The sequence below is a fragment of the Sideroxyarcus emersonii genome (assembly GCF_021654335.1).
Lineage (GTDB): Bacteria > Pseudomonadota > Gammaproteobacteria > Burkholderiales > Gallionellaceae > Sideroxyarcus > Sideroxyarcus emersonii.
In genome coordinates, this window is record NZ_AP023423.1 from 2,271,726 (window position 1) to 2,290,724 (window position 18,999).

Annotated in this window: 18 protein-coding genes; 12 read left to right on the top strand and 6 right to left on the bottom strand. The window is 61.2% G+C overall.

What is annotated here, in order from left to right:
- Positions 1-38 precede the first annotated feature (38 nt).
- Positions 39-812 carry an endonuclease/exonuclease/phosphatase family protein gene (locus L6418_RS10960; RefSeq protein ID WP_237246959.1) on the top strand — a complete coding sequence of 258 codons (774 nt, stop codon included), beginning with the start codon at positions 39-41 and terminating at the stop codon, positions 810-812.
- A gap of 6 nt (positions 813-818) precedes the next feature.
- On the opposite strand, the gene L6418_RS10965 is transcribed toward L6418_RS10960, so the two are convergent.
- Together L6418_RS10965 and L6418_RS10970 are read right to left on the bottom strand one after the other, a co-directional pair.
- Positions 819-1,283, bottom strand: coding sequence for a hypothetical protein (locus L6418_RS10965; RefSeq protein WP_237246960.1), 465 nt, complete (start codon positions 1,281-1,283; stop codon positions 819-821).
- Between the two features lie 5 nt (positions 1,284-1,288).
- Positions 1,289-2,716: a leucyl aminopeptidase family protein gene (locus L6418_RS10970; RefSeq protein WP_237246961.1), complete on the bottom strand. Its 1,428-nt coding sequence runs from the start codon at positions 2,714-2,716 to the stop codon at positions 1,289-1,291.
- Between the two features lie 216 nt (positions 2,717-2,932).
- Here L6418_RS10970 and L6418_RS10975 point away from each other — a divergent pair, with 216 nt between their 5' ends.
- The 7 genes from L6418_RS10975 to L6418_RS11005 all read left to right on the top strand — a co-directional run bounded on the left by L6418_RS10975 (position 2,933) and on the right by L6418_RS11005 (position 10,385).
- Positions 2,933-3,598 carry a hypothetical protein gene (locus L6418_RS10975; RefSeq protein WP_237246962.1) on the top strand — a complete coding sequence of 222 codons (666 nt, stop codon included), beginning with the start codon at positions 2,933-2,935 and terminating at the stop codon, positions 3,596-3,598.
- A gap of 136 nt (positions 3,599-3,734) precedes the next feature.
- A complete protein-coding gene (locus L6418_RS10980) occupies positions 3,735-4,529 on the top strand; it encodes a thymidylate synthase (protein WP_237246963.1) in 795 nt (264 codons plus the stop codon).
- Positions 4,526-5,011: a dihydrofolate reductase gene (locus L6418_RS10985; protein ID WP_237246964.1), complete on the top strand. Its 486-nt coding sequence runs from the start codon at positions 4,526-4,528 to the stop codon at positions 5,009-5,011. Before L6418_RS10980 ends, L6418_RS10985 begins: the two co-directional genes overlap by 4 nt.
- 305 nt (positions 5,012-5,316) lie before the next feature.
- Positions 5,317-5,511 (top strand): hypothetical protein, encoded by a 195-nt coding sequence (locus L6418_RS10990; RefSeq protein WP_237246965.1) that lies wholly within the window; start codon positions 5,317-5,319, stop codon positions 5,509-5,511.
- A gap of 114 nt (positions 5,512-5,625) precedes the next feature.
- The gene (locus L6418_RS10995; RefSeq protein WP_237246966.1) at positions 5,626-7,857 is read left to right on the top strand and encodes a trehalose-6-phosphate synthase; all 2,232 of its coding nucleotides are present in this window, start codon (positions 5,626-5,628) and stop codon (positions 7,855-7,857) included.
- A gap of 9 nt (positions 7,858-7,866) precedes the next feature.
- Positions 7,867-8,610: a trehalose-phosphatase gene (gene otsB, locus L6418_RS11000; protein ID WP_237246967.1), complete on the top strand. Its 744-nt coding sequence runs from the start codon at positions 7,867-7,869 to the stop codon at positions 8,608-8,610.
- A complete protein-coding gene (locus L6418_RS11005) occupies positions 8,607-10,385 on the top strand; it encodes a glycoside hydrolase family 15 protein (protein WP_237246968.1) in 1,779 nt (592 codons plus the stop codon). The genes otsB and L6418_RS11005 overlap by 4 nt, the downstream gene beginning before the upstream one ends.
- Positions 10,386-10,388: 3 nt before the next feature.
- Here the strand turns inward: L6418_RS11005 and chrA are convergent, their stop codons facing one another.
- The 4 genes from chrA to L6418_RS11025 all read right to left on the bottom strand — a co-directional run bounded on the left by chrA (position 10,389) and on the right by L6418_RS11025 (position 13,805).
- A complete protein-coding gene (chrA, locus tag L6418_RS11010; protein WP_237246969.1) occupies positions 10,389-11,756 on the bottom strand; it encodes a chromate efflux transporter in 1,368 nt (455 codons plus the stop codon).
- A gap of 145 nt (positions 11,757-11,901) precedes the next feature.
- Positions 11,902-12,645, bottom strand: coding sequence for a hypothetical protein (locus L6418_RS11015; protein ID WP_237246970.1), 744 nt, complete (start codon positions 12,643-12,645; stop codon positions 11,902-11,904).
- Complete coding sequence (locus L6418_RS11020) at positions 12,642-13,475, bottom strand: FTR1 family protein (RefSeq protein ID WP_237246971.1); 834 nt, start codon at positions 13,473-13,475, stop codon at positions 12,642-12,644. The genes L6418_RS11015 and L6418_RS11020 overlap by 4 nt, the downstream gene beginning before the upstream one ends.
- Before the next feature lie 12 nt (positions 13,476-13,487).
- A complete protein-coding gene (locus tag L6418_RS11025; RefSeq protein ID WP_237246972.1) occupies positions 13,488-13,805 on the bottom strand; it encodes a cupredoxin domain-containing protein in 318 nt (105 codons plus the stop codon).
- Positions 13,806-13,905: 100 nt separating this feature from the next.
- Between L6418_RS11025 and fur the strand changes: the two genes are divergently transcribed.
- The 4 genes from fur (at position 13,906) to L6418_RS11045 (ending at position 18,949) form a co-directional block, all read left to right on the top strand.
- The gene (gene fur / locus L6418_RS11030) at positions 13,906-14,346 is read left to right on the top strand and encodes a ferric iron uptake transcriptional regulator (protein ID WP_237246973.1); all 441 of its coding nucleotides are present in this window, start codon (positions 13,906-13,908) and stop codon (positions 14,344-14,346) included.
- Between the two features lie 96 nt (positions 14,347-14,442).
- Positions 14,443-16,392: a U32 family peptidase gene (locus L6418_RS11035; protein ID WP_237246974.1), complete on the top strand. Its 1,950-nt coding sequence runs from the start codon at positions 14,443-14,445 to the stop codon at positions 16,390-16,392.
- Between the two features lie 179 nt (positions 16,393-16,571).
- Positions 16,572-17,855, top strand: coding sequence for a RimK family alpha-L-glutamate ligase (locus L6418_RS11040; RefSeq protein WP_237246975.1), 1,284 nt, complete (start codon positions 16,572-16,574; stop codon positions 17,853-17,855).
- The gene (locus L6418_RS11045; RefSeq protein ID WP_237246976.1) at positions 17,852-18,949 is read left to right on the top strand and encodes a phosphoserine transaminase; all 1,098 of its coding nucleotides are present in this window, start codon (positions 17,852-17,854) and stop codon (positions 18,947-18,949) included. The genes L6418_RS11040 and L6418_RS11045 overlap by 4 nt, the downstream gene beginning before the upstream one ends.
- The last annotated feature ends 50 nt before the right edge of the window (positions 18,950-18,999 follow it).

Below are 18,999 nucleotides of genomic sequence, written 5' to 3' on the forward strand. Positions count from 1 at the left end.
GTTTGCATGAAACGATTGCAATGGCATCATAGCTACCCATGAGCACATTCAAAGTCATGCAGTTCAACATGCAGTTCGGGCAGATATGGGACGACTCCGGGACTGTGCAGGCACCGATCGATCTGGATCTGACCATCGCGGAAATCCGCAGCTTTGACGCCGACATCATCATCCTGCAGGAAGTGGAACATGCGCTGCCCGGCGGCGTACAGCTCGATCCGCCCCCCAACTACACCCGTCTGAAGGCCGCGCTCGAAGGCTATCACAGCTATTTCTCGTACCCGAAGGCCGATCCGCGCGAACTGCCTTTCGGTATCGGCCTGGCGATCTTTTCCAGAACGCCGTTGCGCGACATGTTCCGCATGGAACTGCCGTCGCCGCCGATCGAGTTCGAATTCGAGGGCGAGAAGAAAACACCGACCGACCGCCTGCTCATCGGCGCCAAGACCACGCTGTACGGCCGCGAAGTGCAATTGTTCAACACCCATCTGCTGGCCTACTTCATGCTCAACTCGTCCAGCGAGCGGCACCTCCAGCAACGCCAGCTCGTCGTCGAACAACTGCGCCGTACGCACGGACCGACGCTGATCGCCGGCGACTTCAATGTCAGCAACCGCGATTCGCTGATCCACCAGTTCGCCGATGCCGGCTATCGCTCCGTGCAGACCACCGAGGTCACCTGGCGCCACCGTCCGTTCGTGCTCGACCACATCTTCCACAGCCGGCATCTGCGCCCGGTACGCTACACGGTGAAGCCGACCAGCGCGTCGGACCACCACATATTGCTCGCAGAGTTCGAGTTCCAGAAGTAAGCCGGCTCAATCCGCCTTGCGTTTCCGGAACAAGGCACGCAGCGGCATCAGCAACACTATCAGGTCCATCAGCAAGGCAAAGAGACCAAACACGAAGCGCCCCTCGCCCTCGCCGGGTGAACCGTGCGAGGAAAAACCAAGGAAGGAAGACGTGCTGCTGAACTTGCGTTCGCCCTCGCCGAACGCAACCCAGTTGAACGGCAACGCCAGGCACAACACGAACATCCAGATCACGAAATTACGCAACCATGCCAGCCGTTCGGTCTCGGCCAGCAAGATCAGGATTCCGGCAAAAACGAACATCGACGATGCCGCCACCATCACCCAGCGCGGCGTGTGCGTTTGGGAAGTGTCCGTGTGTATCCAGCCGAACACCAGGGCGAATTGCAGCAGGCCGAAAAAGAAGAACACCAGCGCCATGAACAGGCGCCCGCGCGGCGACATCTTCTTCATGTCATCCTGCTCATCCATCGTGCTCAGCCTTGCAACATGCGCAGCCCCCACGCCACGCCGAACCCGTTCACTTCATGCGCCACCATGCCCAGCCCGCCTTCGCAGCGGCTGGACGACAGGTCCACATGCAGCCAGGGGGTATCGTTCTCCACAAAGCGCTTGAGGAAGCGCGTGGCGAGGATGTGGTCGGCTTCGCCTGCCAGCGTGCACTGCTTGATGTCGGCCACCTTGGACTCCAGCTCGGCTTCGTAATCCTCATCCTGCGGGAAGGCGCACAGGCGTTCGCCGGTTTGCTTGCCGGTCGCCACTGCGCGCTGCGCCAGTTCGTCGCTGGTGGCAAACACGCCGGAATAGCGCGCACCCAGGGCGCTCGCCATGCTGCCGGTGAGCGTGGCGAAGTCGATCATGAGGTCGGGCTTGGCACGCGAGGCCAGCGTGAGCGTGTCGGCCAGCACCATGCGCCCCTCGGCATCGGTATGCACGATCTCGATGAACAGGCCATTGAGCGCCTGCACGATGTCGTTCTGCTTGTAGGCCTTGGGGCTGATGTGGTTCTGCGCCAGCGCCAGCCAGCAGTCGATATTCACCGGCAGCTTCTGCTGGCTTGCCGCAAGCAGGATCCCGAGCGACACGGCCGAGCCGTTCATGTCTTCATGCATGTTGTGCATGTAGCGCGAAGGCTTGAGATTGTGGCCGCCGGTATCGAAGCAGATACCCTTGCCCACCAACGCCACGGTCTGTTTCGCCTTCGGATGTTTATAGGTGAGATGCACGATGGCCGCATCTTCCGGGTCGCTGCCCTGCGCCACCGCCACGAACGCACCCGCGCCCATCTTGCGCAGCCTGGGCATGGTGAACTCCTCGAACTTCCAACCATTGGTCTGCGCCAGCTTCCTGATGCGTGCGCGGTAATTGCCCGGTGTCAGCTCGTTTGGCGGCAGGATGGTCAGCTCGCGGCACAGCAGGTTGCCTTCGGCCTGCGCGCGCAGCGCATCGAACGGTTTGCGGTCCACGCTTCCGGTCAGCATGATCTTCTGCAGCGGCTTGCGCTCGTCCTTATTCTTGTGCACCGGCAACAGGCTCGCATTCACCCACGCGCCATACACTGCCAGCTCCGCCGCACGCTGCGCCGTGGCACCCGACACCGCGATGCCCAGCGCCTTGGGCTGCTCTTCCAGCAACAGTTGCAGCGCCTTGCGCACCACCACCTGCTGCGCGAACGCATCCTTCTTGTCGTCCAGCATCGCCCAGGCCACCAGCGTGCCATCTGCCGCATTCGCCGCGACGGGCGACTTCGCCAGCTCCTCAGCCTTCATGTCGCGGCGCTTGAGCACACTGGCGAGCAACGCGCCGTGCGCGATGTCCTTCGGCAGCGCCTTGGCCTTTGGGAAGAGGATGAGTTGGTGGGGGGTGGAAAGGGTGGTTGTGAAGGTGAGTGCAGCGAGGGTCATGTTGTTCTCCGGAAATCAGGGGCGGATTATACGAGGATTCATTCCAGAACATTGGTCACGGAGGTGACTCCATGCTTACCTGTGTGATTGACCTTGTAAATACTGTGAACATTCGATAGCCTGCATTTCATCCAATGACTAAGTGAAATAATCCGCATCGGCACCATCAAATTTGTCTGAACGAATCGGTCATGCGAAAAGTTCTAGCCTATTGTCATGAGCGCTAACCAGAGTTACGAGAAAATGATGGGGATGATGGCTGATTTCGCATCAGCCTATCTCGACTCGGCATATAAAAAGAAAAAGGCTGGGGAAAAATTCGAACTACCCACCGATGGTCATTTTTTAACCGTCTTCTATGGCTTTACAGAAATTCAGAGCACACTCGACGCCTTGGCGTTGACTGAAACATTGATTGGCTTGGCTCCACCACGATCCAAGCACATCGACAAAGACTGTTACCTAAAGTTTTTGGTCGGAGCATATCTGCAAGAGGTATACATTCTTGAGCAGCGCCTCACGACATACGCAAAAAAATTATCTCGGCTATATCGTAAGCCTGCACTTCCACCCGCAGTTCGGAAAGTCGTCTACGAACCGCTCCAGGGAATAATTTCTACCCGTGGTTCGCACGTGCATAATCGCCGTTATAGTGATGAAACCCTTGATATGGTTTCCACAACTGCACTTTTTCGTCGCTTGAAACACCAGCTAGGTGAGGATTTGGAGTTTGATTATAAAGTTGCCCAGTCTAATTGGAAAAAACAAATCAATGCCAATAATAAGACAACTCGGAAAATTATCGACATGTACTGCGAACTCCTGCAAGTTGTGATCTGCAAAAACGACAAGATCGTCCTGCCAGTGCCAAAGAAGCAGTAAGCGACGTGCCGACGTTTTAACCATCCAGCGGGTTACGCTTCGCTAACCCGCCCTACATTTCTGAGCATCACCCTCCCTGTGCTAGCATTACACCCCTGAACGCGTCGCCCGACGCCGCAACAAAACGAGTCATTCCATGCGCCAATACCTTGATTTGATGCAACACGTGCTGGATCACGGCACCAAGAAATCCGACCGCACCGGCACCGGCACCACCAGCGTGTTCGGCTACCAGATGCGCTTCGACCTTGCCAAAGGCTTTCCGCTGGTCACCACCAAGAAATGCCACCTGAAGTCCATCATCCATGAACTGCTGTGGTTCCTGCAGGGCAGCACCAACATCAAGTACCTCAAGGACAACGGCGTCAGCATCTGGGACGAGTGGGCGGACGAGCAAGGCGAGCTGGGGCCGGTGTACGGCAAGCAGTGGCGTTCGTGGGAGGCGGTAGATGGCCGCGTGATCGACCAGATCAGGATCGCCGTCGACCAGATCAGGAATAATCCCGATTCGCGCCGCATCATCGTCTCGGCCTGGAACGTGGGCGAGCTCGACAAGATGGCGCTGGCGCCCTGCCACGCGTTCTTCCAGTTCTACGTGGTGGACGGCAAGCTCTCATGCCAGCTCTACCAGCGCAGCGCGGACATCTTCCTCGGCGTGCCGTTCAACATCGCCAGCTACGCATTGCTCACCATGATGATGGCGCAGGTGTGCGGCCTGCAATACGGCGATTTCGTGCATACCTTCGGCGACGCGCACCTGTACTCCAACCACATGGAGCAGACCGCGCTGCAACTGTCGCGCGAACCGCGCCCGCTGCCGATCATGAAGATCAATCCCGCCGTGAAGGATATCTTCGGCTTCAGCTTCGAGGATTTCACGCTGGAAGGCTACGACCCGCATCCCGCCATCAAGGCTCCCGTCGCGGTATGAGCCTGTCCATCATCGTTGCGATGGCGCGCAATCGCACCATCGGCGTCAACAACATGCTGCCGTGGCACTGCCCTGAGGACCTGAAGCACTTCAAGGCACTGACCATGGGGCACCACATGATCATGGGACGCAAGACCTTCGACTCCATCGGCAAGCCGCTGCCCGGGCGCACCACGGTGGTGGTCACGCGCAACACGGACCTGGCGATATCCGGTTGCGTCGTTGTGCACTCGCTGCAGGAAGCCATCGCCGCCTGCGCGGGCGACCAGGAAATCTTTGTCGTGGGTGGTGCCGAACTTTACCGCCAGGCACTGCCGCTGATGGACACACTCTACATCACCGAGATACAGCAGGATGTGGAAGGCGATGCGCATTTCCCTGCATTCAGCATGGCCGACTGGGAAGAGACCTCACGCGACGCACGATCGCAAGAGACACCACAGCCGCTGAATTACCACTTCGTAACCTATCGCAGGAAATAGCCGATTGCCCCGCGGGGATGGCACGTTGCGCCGTGCAATTATTTTCCCCCACCCCCTGCTTGGCACACTGCGTTGCCATTCGGAGACACAAGAAAATGCAGCGATTTCAACAGGCTTTCGTTTAATTCACATTGCCTGTCGCCTGCAAGCGACGACCCCATGAAACTTTGTTGCGGTCGCCCTCTCTAACCGATTGTTTTTATATCAATGCATTTTCAGGCATGACAGTTGCATACTCTTCGTTGCCGCATGAAGAAATATCCAGCGGTTCCGTTGTTCAACTTTACATTTGATAAGGATGCGTCATGAATAAACCACTCTCCGCACTGATCGTTGCCGTTTTGGCTGCCGTTTCCATGTCCGCCTCTGCAGCAGATGCCGCACAGGCCGGCGCCAAGAAGGAACCCGCAGCGAATGCAAAGCATGCAACGATGAAGCACCATCATGCGACTGCAACCAAAGCCAAGAAGGGCGCAGCAAAAGATGCGCCGAAGACATAACCCAGCTTGATCCGGGAACGACAAAGGCAGGCCCTCCTGCCTTTGTCGTTTTTTGCGCATGTGAATTCGACCACCCGATACCGCTTTCGTACCACCACAACATGAGAGGATGAAATGAAACTCTCGCTACGCTTCGTGCTGCCGCTGATCCTGGTGCTGGCCGCAATTGCCTATATCGTCGCACCGCTGGTCGACCAGTTGACCCTGCGCTGGTTCATGCGCGACCTCGACATGCGTTCGTCGCTGATCGCCAACACCATCCAGGAACCGCTGCTGGATCTGCTTGAAGCGGACAAGAGAACCAAGATCGTCGATTTCTTCAACCGCATCACCAAGGACGAACGACTATATGCCATCGGCTACTGCGCCTCGTCCGCCGGAACGGCATTGGCCAGCCGCTCCATGCCCCCGGATATCCATTGCACGAACCTTGATCGCTGGGCGAGTTCGCCGGATCATCTGATGCACAGCCCCCAGGGGCCGCTGCTTGTGTCGGTGATGCCCATGGCGAGTGCCGCAACCCCCGACGCTCGCCTGGTGCTGGTGCACGACATGAGCTTCATCACCCACCGCAGCGAGGAAACCAAGCGCTACCTGTTCTATTTCTTCATGGGGCTGGCGCTGGTCATCTCGCTGGTGACGGTGATCGTGGCCCAGTTGTCGTGGCGCGGCTGGATGGCCGGCGTGCGCTCCCTGCTGCGCGGCGAGGGACTGCTGTGGCAACTGGCGGCAGGCGTGCAGCCGAGCATGCCCGAATTCAAGCCCATCGCCCGCGACCTGCAGCGACTGGTGCGAGAGCTGGAAGCGGAGACCCGCGCCCGCGATGAGGACCAGATCACCTGGTCGCCGGAAAGCCTGCGCTCCATCCTGCACAGCGAACTGCGCGGCGAGGATGTCGTCGTCGTCTCCAACCGGGAACCCTATCTGCATCAGCGCAAAGGCACGCGCATTGAGGTGCAGCGTCCCGCCAGCGGCCTGGTCACGGCGCTGGAACCGATCATGCGTGCCTGTTCCGGAACCTGGATAGCCCACGGCAGCGGCTCGGCCGACCGCGAGGTGGTGGACAAGCACGATCGCATCGCGGTGCCGCCGGAAAAACCGGCATACCAGATCCGCCGCGTATGGCTGACCAGGGAGGAAGAAGCAGGCTACTACTTTGGCTTCTCCAACGAGGGACTGTGGCCGCTGTGCCACATTGCCCACGTGCGTCCGACCTTCAGGACCAGCGACTGGGAGCAATATGTCGCCGTGAACCGCAAATTTGCCAAGGCCGTGGTCAGCGAATCCAGGACGAAGAACCCCATCATACTGGTGCAGGATTACCATTTCGCCTTGTTGCCAAAGATGATCCGCGAAGAATTGCCGGATGCCACGATCATCACTTTCTGGCATATCCCCTGGCCCAACCCTGAATCATTCGCCATCTGCCCGTGGCGGAACGAAGTGCTCGAAGGGTTGCTGGGCAGCAGCATCCTCGGCTTCCATACGCAGTTCCACTGCAACAACTTCGTCGATACCGTGGATCGATTCATCGAAGCGCGCGTGGACCGCGAATCCTTCACCGTATCCTGCGGCGGCAAGCCCACCGCCGTGCGCCGCTACCCCATCTCCATTTCGTGGCCGCCGGAAGCAGACCTGATGGCCAAACCCGTGAGCGACTGCCGCCGCGACATGCGGCAAGCGAACGGCCTTCCGCTGGAACACAAGCTCGGCGTGGGCGTGGATCGGCTCGATTACACCAAGGGCATCATGGAACGCTTCAGGGCCATCGAGCGCCTGCTGGAGCTGAATCCGGAATGGATAGGCCGCTACACCTTCGTCCAGATCGCCGCACCGACACGTTCCGGCATCGAGGAATACCAGCATCACGAGACGCAGGTGCGCAACATGGCGATGCGCATCAACGAACGCTTCAGCGCGAGGGGTGTCCCTCCCATCGTGCTCAAGGTCGAACACCACGAGCCGCGCGAGGTGTACGAGTACTTTCGCGCCGCCGACCTGTGCTTCGTCAGCAGCCTGCACGACGGAATGAACCTGGTGGCCAAGGAATTCGTCGCCGCGCGCGACGACGACCGCGGCGTACTCATCCTTTCCCAGTTCACCGGCGCGGCACGCGAACTGCCCGAGGCGCTGATCGTCAATCCGTACGATGCAGACCAGTGCGCCGCCGCCCTGCACATCGCGCTCACCATGCCGACCGAGGAGCAGCGGGATCGCATGCGGCTGATGCGGGGCCTGGTGGCCGAATTCAACGTCTTCCGCTGGGCCGGCCGCATGCTGCTGGATGCTGCGGCCATGCGCCGCCGCAGCCATCTGATCGGCAAGAATGGCGGCGGGGCGATATAGAATACCGGCATGCGCATCCACCTTCCTCCCGCGGCCAGCATCTCATGGTCGTATTTCCTCGATGTCGATGGCACCCTGATCGACATCGCCGATACGCCGGATGCCGCCTGCATCGATGCCTCCCTGCTCGACCTGATCGCGCGCCTGTACCGGGCAAGCGGCGGGGCCGTGGCATTGGTCAGCGGAAGGGCGCTGTCCGATCTCGAGAACCGGCTTGGTGCGCTGCGCCTGCCGCTGGCAGGCCAGCACGGACTGGAACGGCGCGATGCCGCCGGCCGCCTGTGGATACATGCCGCGCCGCCTGCGGCCAAGCACGCGATCAAGCAGGCACTGGCGCCGGCGCTGGCGCGTCATCCGGGCCTGCTGCTCGAGGACAAGGGGCTGACGCTGGCGCTGCATTACCGGCAGGCTCCCCATCTGGCCGCCTATGCGCGCCGCTCGATGGTCCGGCTGGCCAACGATGCCAATGCCGGTCTTGAGGTGCAGTTCGGAAAACGCGTGGCGGAAGTAAAACCTTCCGGCATCGACAAGGGAACGGCCATATCGGAGTATCTTGCAGAGTCGCCGTTCCGGGGGCGCCGTCCGGTCTTCATCGGCGACGACCTCAACGATGAGCATGGCTTCGCCGAGGTGAACAGGCTGGATGGCATCTCGATCAAGGTCGGTCACGGCAGCAGTTGCGCCCGCTACCGGCTGCCCGACGTTACAGCAGCGAGACAGTGGCTGGACAATGCCCTGCAGGAGGTGACATGAGGAATCTGGATCTGGCCCTGATCGGCAATTGCACCATCGGCGCGCTGGTCGACACACGCGCCAATTTCACCTGGGGCTGCTTCCCGCGCTTCGATGGCGATCCGGTATTCTGTTCGCTGCTCAGGGATACCGACGACTACGGCTTTTTTTCCATCGAGCTTGCGGATTGCGAGCGCACCGAACAGCACTATCTGGAAAACACGGCGATCCTGGTGACGCGCCTGCACGACCGCCATGGCGGCGTGATCGAGATCACCGATTTCGCACCCCGCTTCGGACAATATGGCCGCACATTCCGCCCCATGATGCTGGTGCGCCGCATCAAGCGGCTCTCTGGCAGCCCGCGCATCACCCTGCGGTTGCGGCCGGCCTGCGACGACGGTGCCGGCCGGCCCGAAGTCACCTGGGGCAGCAACCACATCCGCTATGTTGCGCCAGCAATCACCCTCCGGCTCACCACCGATGCATCCCTGACTGCGCTGCTGCAGGAAACGCCGTTTTTCCTGGAGGACACCGTCACGCTGCTGCTTGGCCCGGATGAAACCGTGCATGAGGCCGTCGGGGAAGTCGGCCATCGTTTCCAGGAAGAGACCGCGCAGTACTGGCGCGAGTGGGTGCGTTCGCTGGGCATCCCCTATGAATGGCAAGACGCGGTGATCCGCGCCGCAATCACGCTCAAGTTGAACACCTATGACGATACCGGGGCCATCGTCGCCGCCATGACCACTTCCATTCCCGAGGCTGCCGGCAGCGGACGCAACTGGGATTACCGCTACTGCTGGTTGCGCGACGGCTATTTCGTGGTCAATGCACTGAACCGCCTGGGGGCGACGCGGACCATGGAACGCTACCTCGGTTATATCGTCAACATCGCGGCCGACTCCGGCGGCAACCCGTTGCAGCCGGTGTATGGCATCGACGGCAGAACCGCGCTGGAAGAACGCGAGGTGGCGGCACTGTCCGGCTACCGCAGCATGGGACCGGTGCGCATCGGCAACCTCGCCTATCGCCAGGTCCAGCATGACGTCTATGGTTCGTCCATCCTCGCTGCCACCCACATCTTCTTTGACCAGCGACTGACCAGACGGGGCGATGAGGTGCTGTTCCGCCGCCTCGAACTGCTGGGCGAGCAGGCCAGCCGTTGCTACGACCAGCCGGACGCAGGTCTGTGGGAGTTGCGCGGCAGTGCTCGCGTGCATACCTTCTCGGCGGTGATGTGCTGGGCAGCCTGCGATCGACTGGCCCGTATCGCCGGCCGGCTGGGGCTGGCGGAACGCGCAAGCCACTGGCAGAACAGATCGCAGGAGATACATGCGGAGATCTGCCGGCGCGCATGGAACGAACAACGGAACGCCTTCGTCTCCACCTTCGAAGGCGGGGCTATGGATGCAAGCCTGTTGCTGTTGGCCGAGGTGGGTTTCCTCGATGCGGCCGACCCACGCTTCGCCGCCACCGTCAGCGCCGTCGAGCAGGACCTGCGCCGAGGCGATTTCATCTTCCGCTATGTCGAAAAGGACGACTTCGGCGAACCGGAGAACGCTTTTCTCGTATGCACGTTCTGGTATGTCAATGCACTGGCTGCGCTGGACCGGCGCGAAGAGGCGCGCGCACTGTTCGAGAAATTACTGGCGCGCCGCAACCGCCACGGCTTGCTGGCCGAACACATCGATCCGGTCAGCGGCGAGCAATGGGGCAATTTCGTGCAGACCTACAGCATGGTTGGCCTCATCAATTCCGCCATCCGCCTGTCGCTACGCTGGGACCAGGCATTCTGAACCTCACCCCCCGGTGATCGCCTTCAAGGCCAGCCCAGCCAGGGCGCATGCCGCGATGACCTCAATGACGCCGCGCTTGTAACGAAGCAGTGCAATGACAGCCACCAGTGTGATCAGCGCCGATAGCCAATCGAAGCTGCTGGAGAAACCTTGCGGCCAGAATACGTGATAGCCGAAGAACATGGCGAGATTCAGGATAACGCCCACGACGGCTGCGGTGATGGCGGTCAGGGGTGCAGTGAACTTGAGATTGCCGTGGGTGCTCTCCACCAGTGGCCCGCCGGCAAAAATGAAGATGAACGACGGCAGGAAAGTGAACCACGTCACCAGCATCGCGGCGAATGTGCCGGCCAGGAACAGATGCTCTGTGCCGAACAGTGCATGCCCATAGCCGCCCATGAAGCCGACGAACGACACCACCATGATGAGCGGTCCCGGTGTGGTTTCGCCGAGCGCAAGGCCATCGATCATCTGCGGTGGAGTGAGCCAGCCGTAATGTCCGACTGCGCCCTGATAGACATAAGGCAGCACCGCATATGCGCCGCCGAAGGTGAGCAATGCCGCCTTGGTGAAGAACCAGCCCATCTGCGTCAGCGTCTGATCCCAGCCGTAATTCGCCGTCAACAGCGCCATCGGCAACGCCCACAATAAGCCGCCGACCATGGCCACCTTGGCCAGCCCAAACCAGCGGAACCTTGCATGCTCCGGTGTCGGTGTGTGATCGTCGATCAGTGCCGGACCGAAAGATTTGCCGGCTTTACCATGCCCGCCCCCTCCGACCTTGAACTTGTCCGGCGCGACGCGTCCGCCCAGGTAACCGATCAACGCCGCACTGGCGACGATGATCGGGAATGGCACGTTCAGCGCGAAGATCGCCACGAAGGCCGCCGCCGCGATCGCCCATAACAGACTGTTCTTGAGTGCGCGCGAGCCGATACGGTGGGTAGCCTGCAACACGATGGCGGTGACAGCCGGCTTGATGCCGTAGAACAATCCGGCAACCAGCGGGACATTGCCGAATGCGGCATAGACCCACGACAGCACGATGAGAATCAATAGCGACGGCAGCACGAACAGCACGCCGGCGACGATGCCGCCCCAGGTGCGATGCATCATCCAGCCGATATAGGTGGCGAGCTGCTGCGCTTCCGGGCCGGGCAGCACCATGCAGTAGTTGAGCGCATGCAGGAAGCGCCGCTCGGAGATCCAGCGCTTACGCTCCACCAGGTCCTGGTGCATGATGGCGATCTGCCCGGCCGGGCCGCCGAAGCTGATGAAACCGAGCTTGAGCCAGTACCGGAAAGCTTGCGCCAGCGTGACCTGTGCCGGGGGGATGTGGATGTTGCCAGTGATCTGTTGCGGTGCGTCCATGACTCCTCCTTGGATGATCCAATTTCAGAGCAGGCCTTGGACGATCGGTCGTCTTGAAGCGGGGAGGCTGCATGATCCCCGATGAAAACATTATCTGGCAATCACCAAGGCTGGGCAAGCCTTGCACATGGCTACGGCCCGCCGATCAGAATTCGTACTCGACCTGCAGCCTGAAGGTGTGATTGGGGGCAGCACTGCTGGCACCGAACAGCCAGGCGGTGTTGTACTGGATCACTTGCCTGTTGCCGAGCGGAAGCTTGCCGAAGATGGCCGGCCCGAGGCGATGCACCTGGTCCGCCTGCCTGTTCCAGGCATCCCATTTGCCCATGTCGCCAAATCCCTGCATGCCGAACTCGAAGGCAGGCTGCCAGCGATATTTGGCCTGCCACTGGTAACTGAAATTGGTGGTGTAGGGCACGCCATTCTCATCCGCCGTGCCGAACGCCCGCTCGAACAGCAGGTTACCATTCAGCTGCAGCTTGCCGAACTCAGTTTGCAGCAACGGGCCGACCCTCAACTCCCAGGGGGTGTTGTTGCTCAGCGGGGATTCCAGTTCGGTGACGAATCCCACGTCCAGCGGATATTCTCCCGTTTCGGTGAGCTGAAATTTGTTTTCCCACTCGAACACGTTGGCGACCTGATTCGCGATGTTTTCCTGTTTCAGGTAAAGCTCGGTGAACCAGTGCTCGGTGGCGCCGTATCCAAAGCCGATGCTCTCGCCCTGCGCGTAGCCGCCGTTCGGCTGCCGGTAGGCGCCTCCCTTGAAATCGATTTCACGTTCGCCGTATTCCACATTCGGCGTGTAGACGTAATCGGCTGGGCCTGCATATGCCTTGCCGGCGAGCATTGCAGCCAGACAGAGCATGCCCGCAAATTTGCGATATTTCATTTCGCATCTCCTGTTGGAGGATGCGCCTTGTGCAAGCGCCTGGCCCACTGCATGCCCGTGCCTATGAGTACCAGGGCGGCGATGTAAAAGACCAGTTGCATGCCCGCCGGACGGGAGTCATATCCAACCAGGCTGTGCAACAGCAATCCCGCCACACCGCTCTCCGGCAACAGGGTCGAGGTATCCCACAGGGGAGCCGCCAGGCTGGGCAGCAGGTCAGCCTGGATCAGGAAGCGTGCTGCCTGCGATGCCATGCCGGCCGCCAGCAGCAACACCAGCACGCTGGTTGCCGCGAAGAACCAGCGCAGCGGCACGCGCAGCAAACCGGCGTAGATAGCATAGCCGGCTGCAGCACCAAGCGACAGGCCGACCAACCCGCCCAGCAGCATCGAGGAGCGTCCGCTCTCGGAAGCCGCAATGCCGTAGAGGAACAGCACGGTTTCCGATCCTTCACGCAGCACGGCCAGCCCGACGATGAGCAGAAGCGCGGAGCATTCGCTGCGCCCGTCGCGGATGTCCTTTCCCACTGCGCGCGCGCTGGCCGCCAGTTCGGCACCGTGCGATGCCATCCAGATGTTGTGCCAGGCCAGCATCAGCACCGCGATGCCCAGCACTGTCGCGTTGAGCAGTTCCTGCCCGAAACCGCTGGCGAACGACCCGATCACATCGGCGAAGGCCGCAACCGCTGCCGCCCCGGCCAAGCCGGCCAGCAGGCCCGCGGCCAGCCAGCGTCGGCTGCCCGGCACGCTATGCGTCGCAGCGGCAACGATCCCGATGATGAGTGAGGCTTCCAGCACTTCCCGGAAAACGATGATGGCGGTTCCAAACATGGCCAGGCTCCCCTATTCTGCGACGATGACGCCCTGGGCCGTCGCCTGGTTGAATTCGCCCATGAAGGGATAGCGCCCCGGATTCAGCGGGCCAATATAGAGCGTGGCACTGCCATGCCCGGTGACGACCTTTTCCCGGTTCAGCGCATAGCTGTCAAACTCTTCCGCTGTCGCGTCCTGGTTCTCGATCTGCAGCTTGATCTTGGCACCCGCAGGGACGCTCAGTTCCGCCGGCTGGAAGCGGTGCTCCCTGATGACCAGCGTGTAGTTGGCATCGCCCGCAAATGCAGCCAGCGGAAACAGCAAGGCAACAAGACTGATGTACTTCATGGCGGTCCTCGATTGACGATTTATGTAAACGATAATCGTTCTCATTTGCAATTGCAAGCTCTTTCAGGCAAGATGCTGAAAACCACGGAGACCGCCGGACATGGAAAAATCTCAACCGGAACACCTGAAGAGCGCGGGCCTGAAGTCCACCCTGCCGCGGCTCAAGATATTGGACCTGTTCACTTCCGGCCAGGATCGCCACAAGAGCGCGGAAGACGTGTACAAGCAACTGCTGGCCAGCGGCGATGACGTCGGCCTGGCCACGGTCTACCGCGTGCTGACCCAGTTCGAGCACGCCGGTTTGCTGGTGCGCCACTATTTCGAGGGCGGTAAATCGGTGTTCGAGCTCAACGAAGGCAAGCACCACGACCATATCGTCTGCCTGCAATGCGGGCACGTGGAAGAGTTCTACGATACGACCATCGAGTCGCGCCAGAAGAAGGTTGCTGCCGAACTGGGATTTGCCGTGCACGACCACTCGCTGCATATCTATGCGGATTGCACCAAGACGAAATGCCCGCATAAACCCAAGGGGGCCTGACGATTTCCTGCAGGTCCCGCTGCATCGACGAACCTGCCGGCCAGCAGCGGTTTCCGGGGCCGGCTGCGCCGCCGACTCCGGTATAATTCGAATCCCATGTCCGAACACCCCGACTCCCAGGCCCTCGAACTGCTCGCCCCGGCCAAGACCGCAGCCATCGGGCGCGAGGCCATCCTGCACGGTGCGGATGCAGTCTATATCGGCGGCCCCGCATTCGGTGCGCGCGACAAGGCCGGCAATTCGCTCGCCGACATCGCCGGGCTGGTGCAATTCGCCCACCGCTTCAACGCGCGCATCTACGTCACGCTCAATACCATCCTGCACGATGCCGAGCTGGAAGCTGCGCGACAGCTGGCTTACGATTGTTACGACGCCGGGGTCGATGCGCTGATCGTGCAGGACATGGGCCTGCTGGAACTCGACCTGCCCCCCATAGCCCTGCACGCCTCGACCCAGTGCGACATCCGCACGCCCGAGAAGGCACGTTTCCTGGCCGAGGTCGGCTTTTCGCAGATCGTGCTGGCGCGCGAACTGACCCTGCAGGAGATCGCCAAGGTGCGGGCCGCCGTGCCGGCCGACACGGTCATCGAGCACTTCATCCATGGCGCACTGTGCGTGGCCTATTCCGGCCAGTGCAACATCAGCCATGCGCACACCGGGCGCAGCGCGAACCGCGGCGACTGTTCGCAGGCCTGCCGCCTGCCCTACACACTGGAGGATGCGCAGGGCCGCGTGGTCGCTTTCGAGAAACACCTGTTGTCGGTGAAGGACAACAACCAGAGCGACAACCTGTGTGCGCTGGTCGATGCCGGCGTGCGCAGCTTCAAGATCGAGGGACGCTACAAGGAAGCGGCTTACGTGAAGAACATCACCGGCCATTACCGCCGCCTGCTGGACGAGATACTGGATGAGCGCCCGGAACTGCATGCCGCATCGAGCGGCAAGACCCGCCTGCTGTTCACGCCCGATCCGGACAAGACCTTCCATCGCGGTTCGACGGATTATTTCTCGCAGGGACGCAAGGCCGACATCGGCGCATTCGACACGCCGACCTTCGTCGGCCTGGAATTGGGCAGCGTGACGAAGGTCGGCGACAAATGGTTCGAGCTGGAGACGGCCGAGGAACTCGCCAACAGCGACGGCCTGAACTATCTGCACAAGCGCGAAGTCATCGGTCTGCAGGCCAACGTGGTCGAACGCAAAGGCAACATCTGGCGCGTCTATCCGAACGAGCCGATGCACACATTGCCGGGATTGCGCCCCGGACTCGCCATCAGCCGCAACCGCGACCATGCCTGGGAACTGGCGCTCGGCAAGAAATCCGCCGAGCGCCGCATCGGCGTAAGTGCGACTTTCGCCGAGACCGCAACAGGCTTCTCGTTCGCGCTACGGGATGAAGACGGCATCGCCGTCGCGGCCTGCGCCGACTTCGACAAACAGCCCGCCAGGCACCCGGCAGAAGCGGAAAACGGCGTGCGCGAACAACTTGCACGTTTTGGCAACACCGATTTCGAATTGAACACGCTCGACATCGAATGGACGCAGCCGTGGTTCGTGCCCAGTTCGCTGGCCAACAGGTTGCGCCGCGAGGCAGCGGAACAACTCGAAGCCGGGCGCCTCGCCGCATACGAGCGGCCGCTGCGCAAGGCCGCCGCCGAGCCTCCGGCCAGATATCCGGAGGAAACCCTCAGCTTCCTCGCCAACGTATACAACGAAGCCGCCCGCACCTTCTATGCAAGGCATGGCGTCAAGCTGATCGCCGCCGCCTACGAAGCGCATGAGGAGGCTGGCGACGTTTCGCTGATGATCACCCGCCACTGCATCCGCTATTCCCTGAGCCTGTGCCCGAAGCAGGCCAAGGGTGTGATTGGCGTGCAGGGCCAGGTGCGCGCCGAACCGATGATGCTGGTCAACGGCAGCGAGAAACTGCGGCTGGAATTCGACTGCAGGGCATGTGAAATGCATGTGAAAGGCAAGATGAAGAAGCACATCCTGAAGATGCCGCCACCCTCGGTGGTACCGCTCACGTTCCATCCCCGCCGTTAGTTCCCCGGCCTAAACGTCTTTTAGCAAGGCTACATCCCGTCTATTCGCCGCATCAAAAGTGCTGCGGTGAATTAATCTTCCAGCCTCTTCGGTTGCATCTGCCGTGCGTTAAAAACAAGTTGAGCCGGAAATCGGCTCGCGACACGGCAGCCCGGCCGCTTGATTCATGAGATACTAAAATGGACATATTGGGAATGCCCCAAGGCATCGCGACCAACCCTCAAGACAGACAAAAATTGATTAGTCCTGCCGCCCCCGATGACCAGGTTGCCCCCAAAACCCCCTTCATGGGACTGGCGCCATTCCTGCGCGCCAGCATCGCCGGCACCGACCTGCGCCCGCTCGGCCAGCAGATCCTCGAACAAGCGGGACGCGATGCCACCGATGCGGAACTGTGGCTGAACCTGTCCACCGTGGTGCAATGCTTCGGCCAACGCGAACTGGGACTGAGCATCCAGGCACTGGCGCTGCAACAGAAACGCATCTATCGTCTTGCCGCGGCTGAACAACCCGCCAGGCTGCGCCTGCTGATGCTGTCGGTCCCGGGCGACATCTCGGCGAATACCCCGCTGGATTGCCTGCTGGAAAACAGCGATGTCGATCTCATCTACTATTACGTCTCCGCCGGCGATCCTCTGGCCCTGCCCATCCCGGAGCACGATGCCCTGTTCGTCGCCATCTGCGAGGCCGAAGAGAACCGCAGCGTACTGGCTGCACTGGAACAGGCGTTGGCGCATTGGCCCAAGCCGGTCATCAACAAGCCGCAATATATCCCGCTGACCGGACGGACTGCGGCCAGCTCGCTGCTGCAGGATGCCCCCGGCGTGCTCATCCCGCCGACCCTGCAGGCGCCACGGTCGGCGCTCGCCGAGGTTGCCGCAGGCACCGTCACGCTGGCTGCACGTTTTGCCGGTTGCGATTTCCCGATCATCGTGCGCCCGGTGGGATCCCATGCCGGGAAAAACCTCGACAGGATCGGGCACCCCGGGGAACTGGCCGCCTACCTTGCCAAGGTGACCGATGCGGAATTCTTCCTGTCGCGCTTCATCGATTACAGCGGCAAGGACGGACTGTTCAGGAAATTCCGCGTGGTCCTGATCAACGGCATCCCCTACGCAAGCCACATGGGCGTCTCCTCGCACTGGATGATCCATTACGTGAATGCCGGCATGTACGAGGATGCGGGCAAGCGCGCGGAAGAAGCCGCTTTCATGCAGCACTTCGACGACTTCGCCCGATGGCACAAGGCGGCGCTGGATGCGATCTGGCAACGCACCCAACTTGACTACCTGTGCATCGACTGCGCGGAAACGCAGGACGGGCGGCTGTTCGTGTTCGAGATCGACCACACCATGGTCGTGCACGCGATGGACCCGGAGCACTTGTTCCCGTACAAACAGGCGCACATGCAGAAAGTCAAAACAGCCTTCCGGGACCTGCTGCGCCGCCTGACAGACAAATGAACCCGCTCAATCACCTCAATTTCTCCGGCGGTCCTGGCGCATTGCCCGAAAGCGTGCTGCTGCAGGTACAGCAATCGATCATCGCCGTGCCGGAGGTCGGGCTGTCGATACTGGGCATCAGCCATCGCTCCGACTGGTTCGCCTCGGTCGTGGCCGAACTCGAAGGCAACATCCGCGAACTGATGGGACTGCCCGAGGATTTTCACGTCCTGTTCCTGCAAGGCGGCGCAACGCAGCAGTTCTCGATGATCCCGATGACGCTGCTGCGCGGCAAGCCCCATCCAGCCGAATACCTGCACACCGGCTACTGGAGCGGCAAGGCGCTTGCCGAAGCCCGGCGCGAAGGCGCCATCCGCGTACTGTGGAGCGGTGAAGCAAGCGGCTTCCGCCGCCTGCCCGGCGACGAAGAGCTTGCATATTCGCCGGATGCCCCCTACCTCCACTACATCTCCAACGAAACGGTCGAGGGGTTGCAATTCCACCGGGTGCTCGGACGCGACGACGTTCCCCGCGTGTGCGACATGTCGTCGGATTTCCTGTCCCAGCCCTGCGAGGCCGAACGCTATTCGCTGATCTATGCGCATGCGCAGAAGAACATCGGCCCCGCCGGGGTGACCGTCGTCCTGGTTCGCGATGGCGTATTGAAAAACGCGCCGGCCGACCTGCCCGGCTTCCTGGATTACCGCAGCCATGCCCAGGCGCATTCCATCTTCAACACCCCGCCGGTATTCGCGATCTATGTGGTGCTGCTGATCACGCGCTGGCTGCGAAACGAGATCGGCGGTTTGTCGCGCATGGCCGAGATCAATCGCAGCAAGGCCGGACTGATGTACCGCCGGCTGGACGACAGCCATGGGTTTTATCGCGGCAGGGCGGAAACGCAGGATCGCTCGCTGATGAACGTCACTTTCAATCTGGCCACCCCGGAACTGGAGCAGCGCTTCCTCGCCGCTGCGCAAGCCGCCGGGTTCTCCGGCCTGTCCGGCCATCGTTCCACCGGCGGCATCCGCGCGTCCCTCTACAACGGACTGACGCTCTCGGCGGTCGAGCAACTGACCGGTTTCATGGAAGACTTCCAGCGCAAGGCCGGCTAACCCCCTCCCGCCGGGATGCGACCGGCAACGTCAGTTGCGGCCCCCGGCGG

What these genes read in the sequence shown, in the direction of transcription:
- L6418_RS10960 (WP_237246959.1), top strand. Translation starts at nt 39, where the DNA reads ATGAGCACATTCAAAGTCATGCAGTTCAACATGCAGTTCGGGCAGATA.
- L6418_RS10965 (WP_237246960.1), bottom strand. Translation starts at nt 1,283, where the DNA reads ATGGATGAGCAGGATGACATGAAGAAGATGTCGCCGCGCGGGCGCCTG.
- L6418_RS10970 (WP_237246961.1), bottom strand. Translation starts at nt 2,716, where the DNA reads ATGACCCTCGCTGCACTCACCTTCACAACCACCCTTTCCACCCCCCAC.
- L6418_RS10975 (WP_237246962.1), top strand. Translation starts at nt 2,933, where the DNA reads ATGAGCGCTAACCAGAGTTACGAGAAAATGATGGGGATGATGGCTGAT.
- L6418_RS10980 (WP_237246963.1), top strand. Translation starts at nt 3,735, where the DNA reads ATGCGCCAATACCTTGATTTGATGCAACACGTGCTGGATCACGGCACC.
- L6418_RS10985 (WP_237246964.1), top strand. Translation starts at nt 4,526, where the DNA reads ATGAGCCTGTCCATCATCGTTGCGATGGCGCGCAATCGCACCATCGGC.
- L6418_RS10990 (WP_237246965.1), top strand. Translation starts at nt 5,317, where the DNA reads ATGAATAAACCACTCTCCGCACTGATCGTTGCCGTTTTGGCTGCCGTT.
- L6418_RS10995 (WP_237246966.1), top strand. Translation starts at nt 5,626, where the DNA reads ATGAAACTCTCGCTACGCTTCGTGCTGCCGCTGATCCTGGTGCTGGCC.
- otsB (WP_237246967.1), top strand. Translation starts at nt 7,867, where the DNA reads ATGCGCATCCACCTTCCTCCCGCGGCCAGCATCTCATGGTCGTATTTC.
- L6418_RS11005 (WP_237246968.1), top strand. Translation starts at nt 8,607, where the DNA reads ATGAGGAATCTGGATCTGGCCCTGATCGGCAATTGCACCATCGGCGCG.
- chrA (WP_237246969.1), bottom strand. Translation starts at nt 11,756, where the DNA reads ATGGACGCACCGCAACAGATCACTGGCAACATCCACATCCCCCCGGCA.
- L6418_RS11015 (WP_237246970.1), bottom strand. Translation starts at nt 12,645, where the DNA reads ATGAAATATCGCAAATTTGCGGGCATGCTCTGTCTGGCTGCAATGCTC.
- L6418_RS11020 (WP_237246971.1), bottom strand. Translation starts at nt 13,475, where the DNA reads ATGTTTGGAACCGCCATCATCGTTTTCCGGGAAGTGCTGGAAGCCTCA.
- L6418_RS11025 (WP_237246972.1), bottom strand. Translation starts at nt 13,805, where the DNA reads ATGAAGTACATCAGTCTTGTTGCCTTGCTGTTTCCGCTGGCTGCATTT.
- fur (WP_237246973.1), top strand. Translation starts at nt 13,906, where the DNA reads ATGGAAAAATCTCAACCGGAACACCTGAAGAGCGCGGGCCTGAAGTCC.
- L6418_RS11035 (WP_237246974.1), top strand. Translation starts at nt 14,443, where the DNA reads ATGTCCGAACACCCCGACTCCCAGGCCCTCGAACTGCTCGCCCCGGCC.
- L6418_RS11040 (WP_237246975.1), top strand. Translation starts at nt 16,572, where the DNA reads ATGGACATATTGGGAATGCCCCAAGGCATCGCGACCAACCCTCAAGAC.
- L6418_RS11045 (WP_237246976.1), top strand. Translation starts at nt 17,852, where the DNA reads ATGAACCCGCTCAATCACCTCAATTTCTCCGGCGGTCCTGGCGCATTG.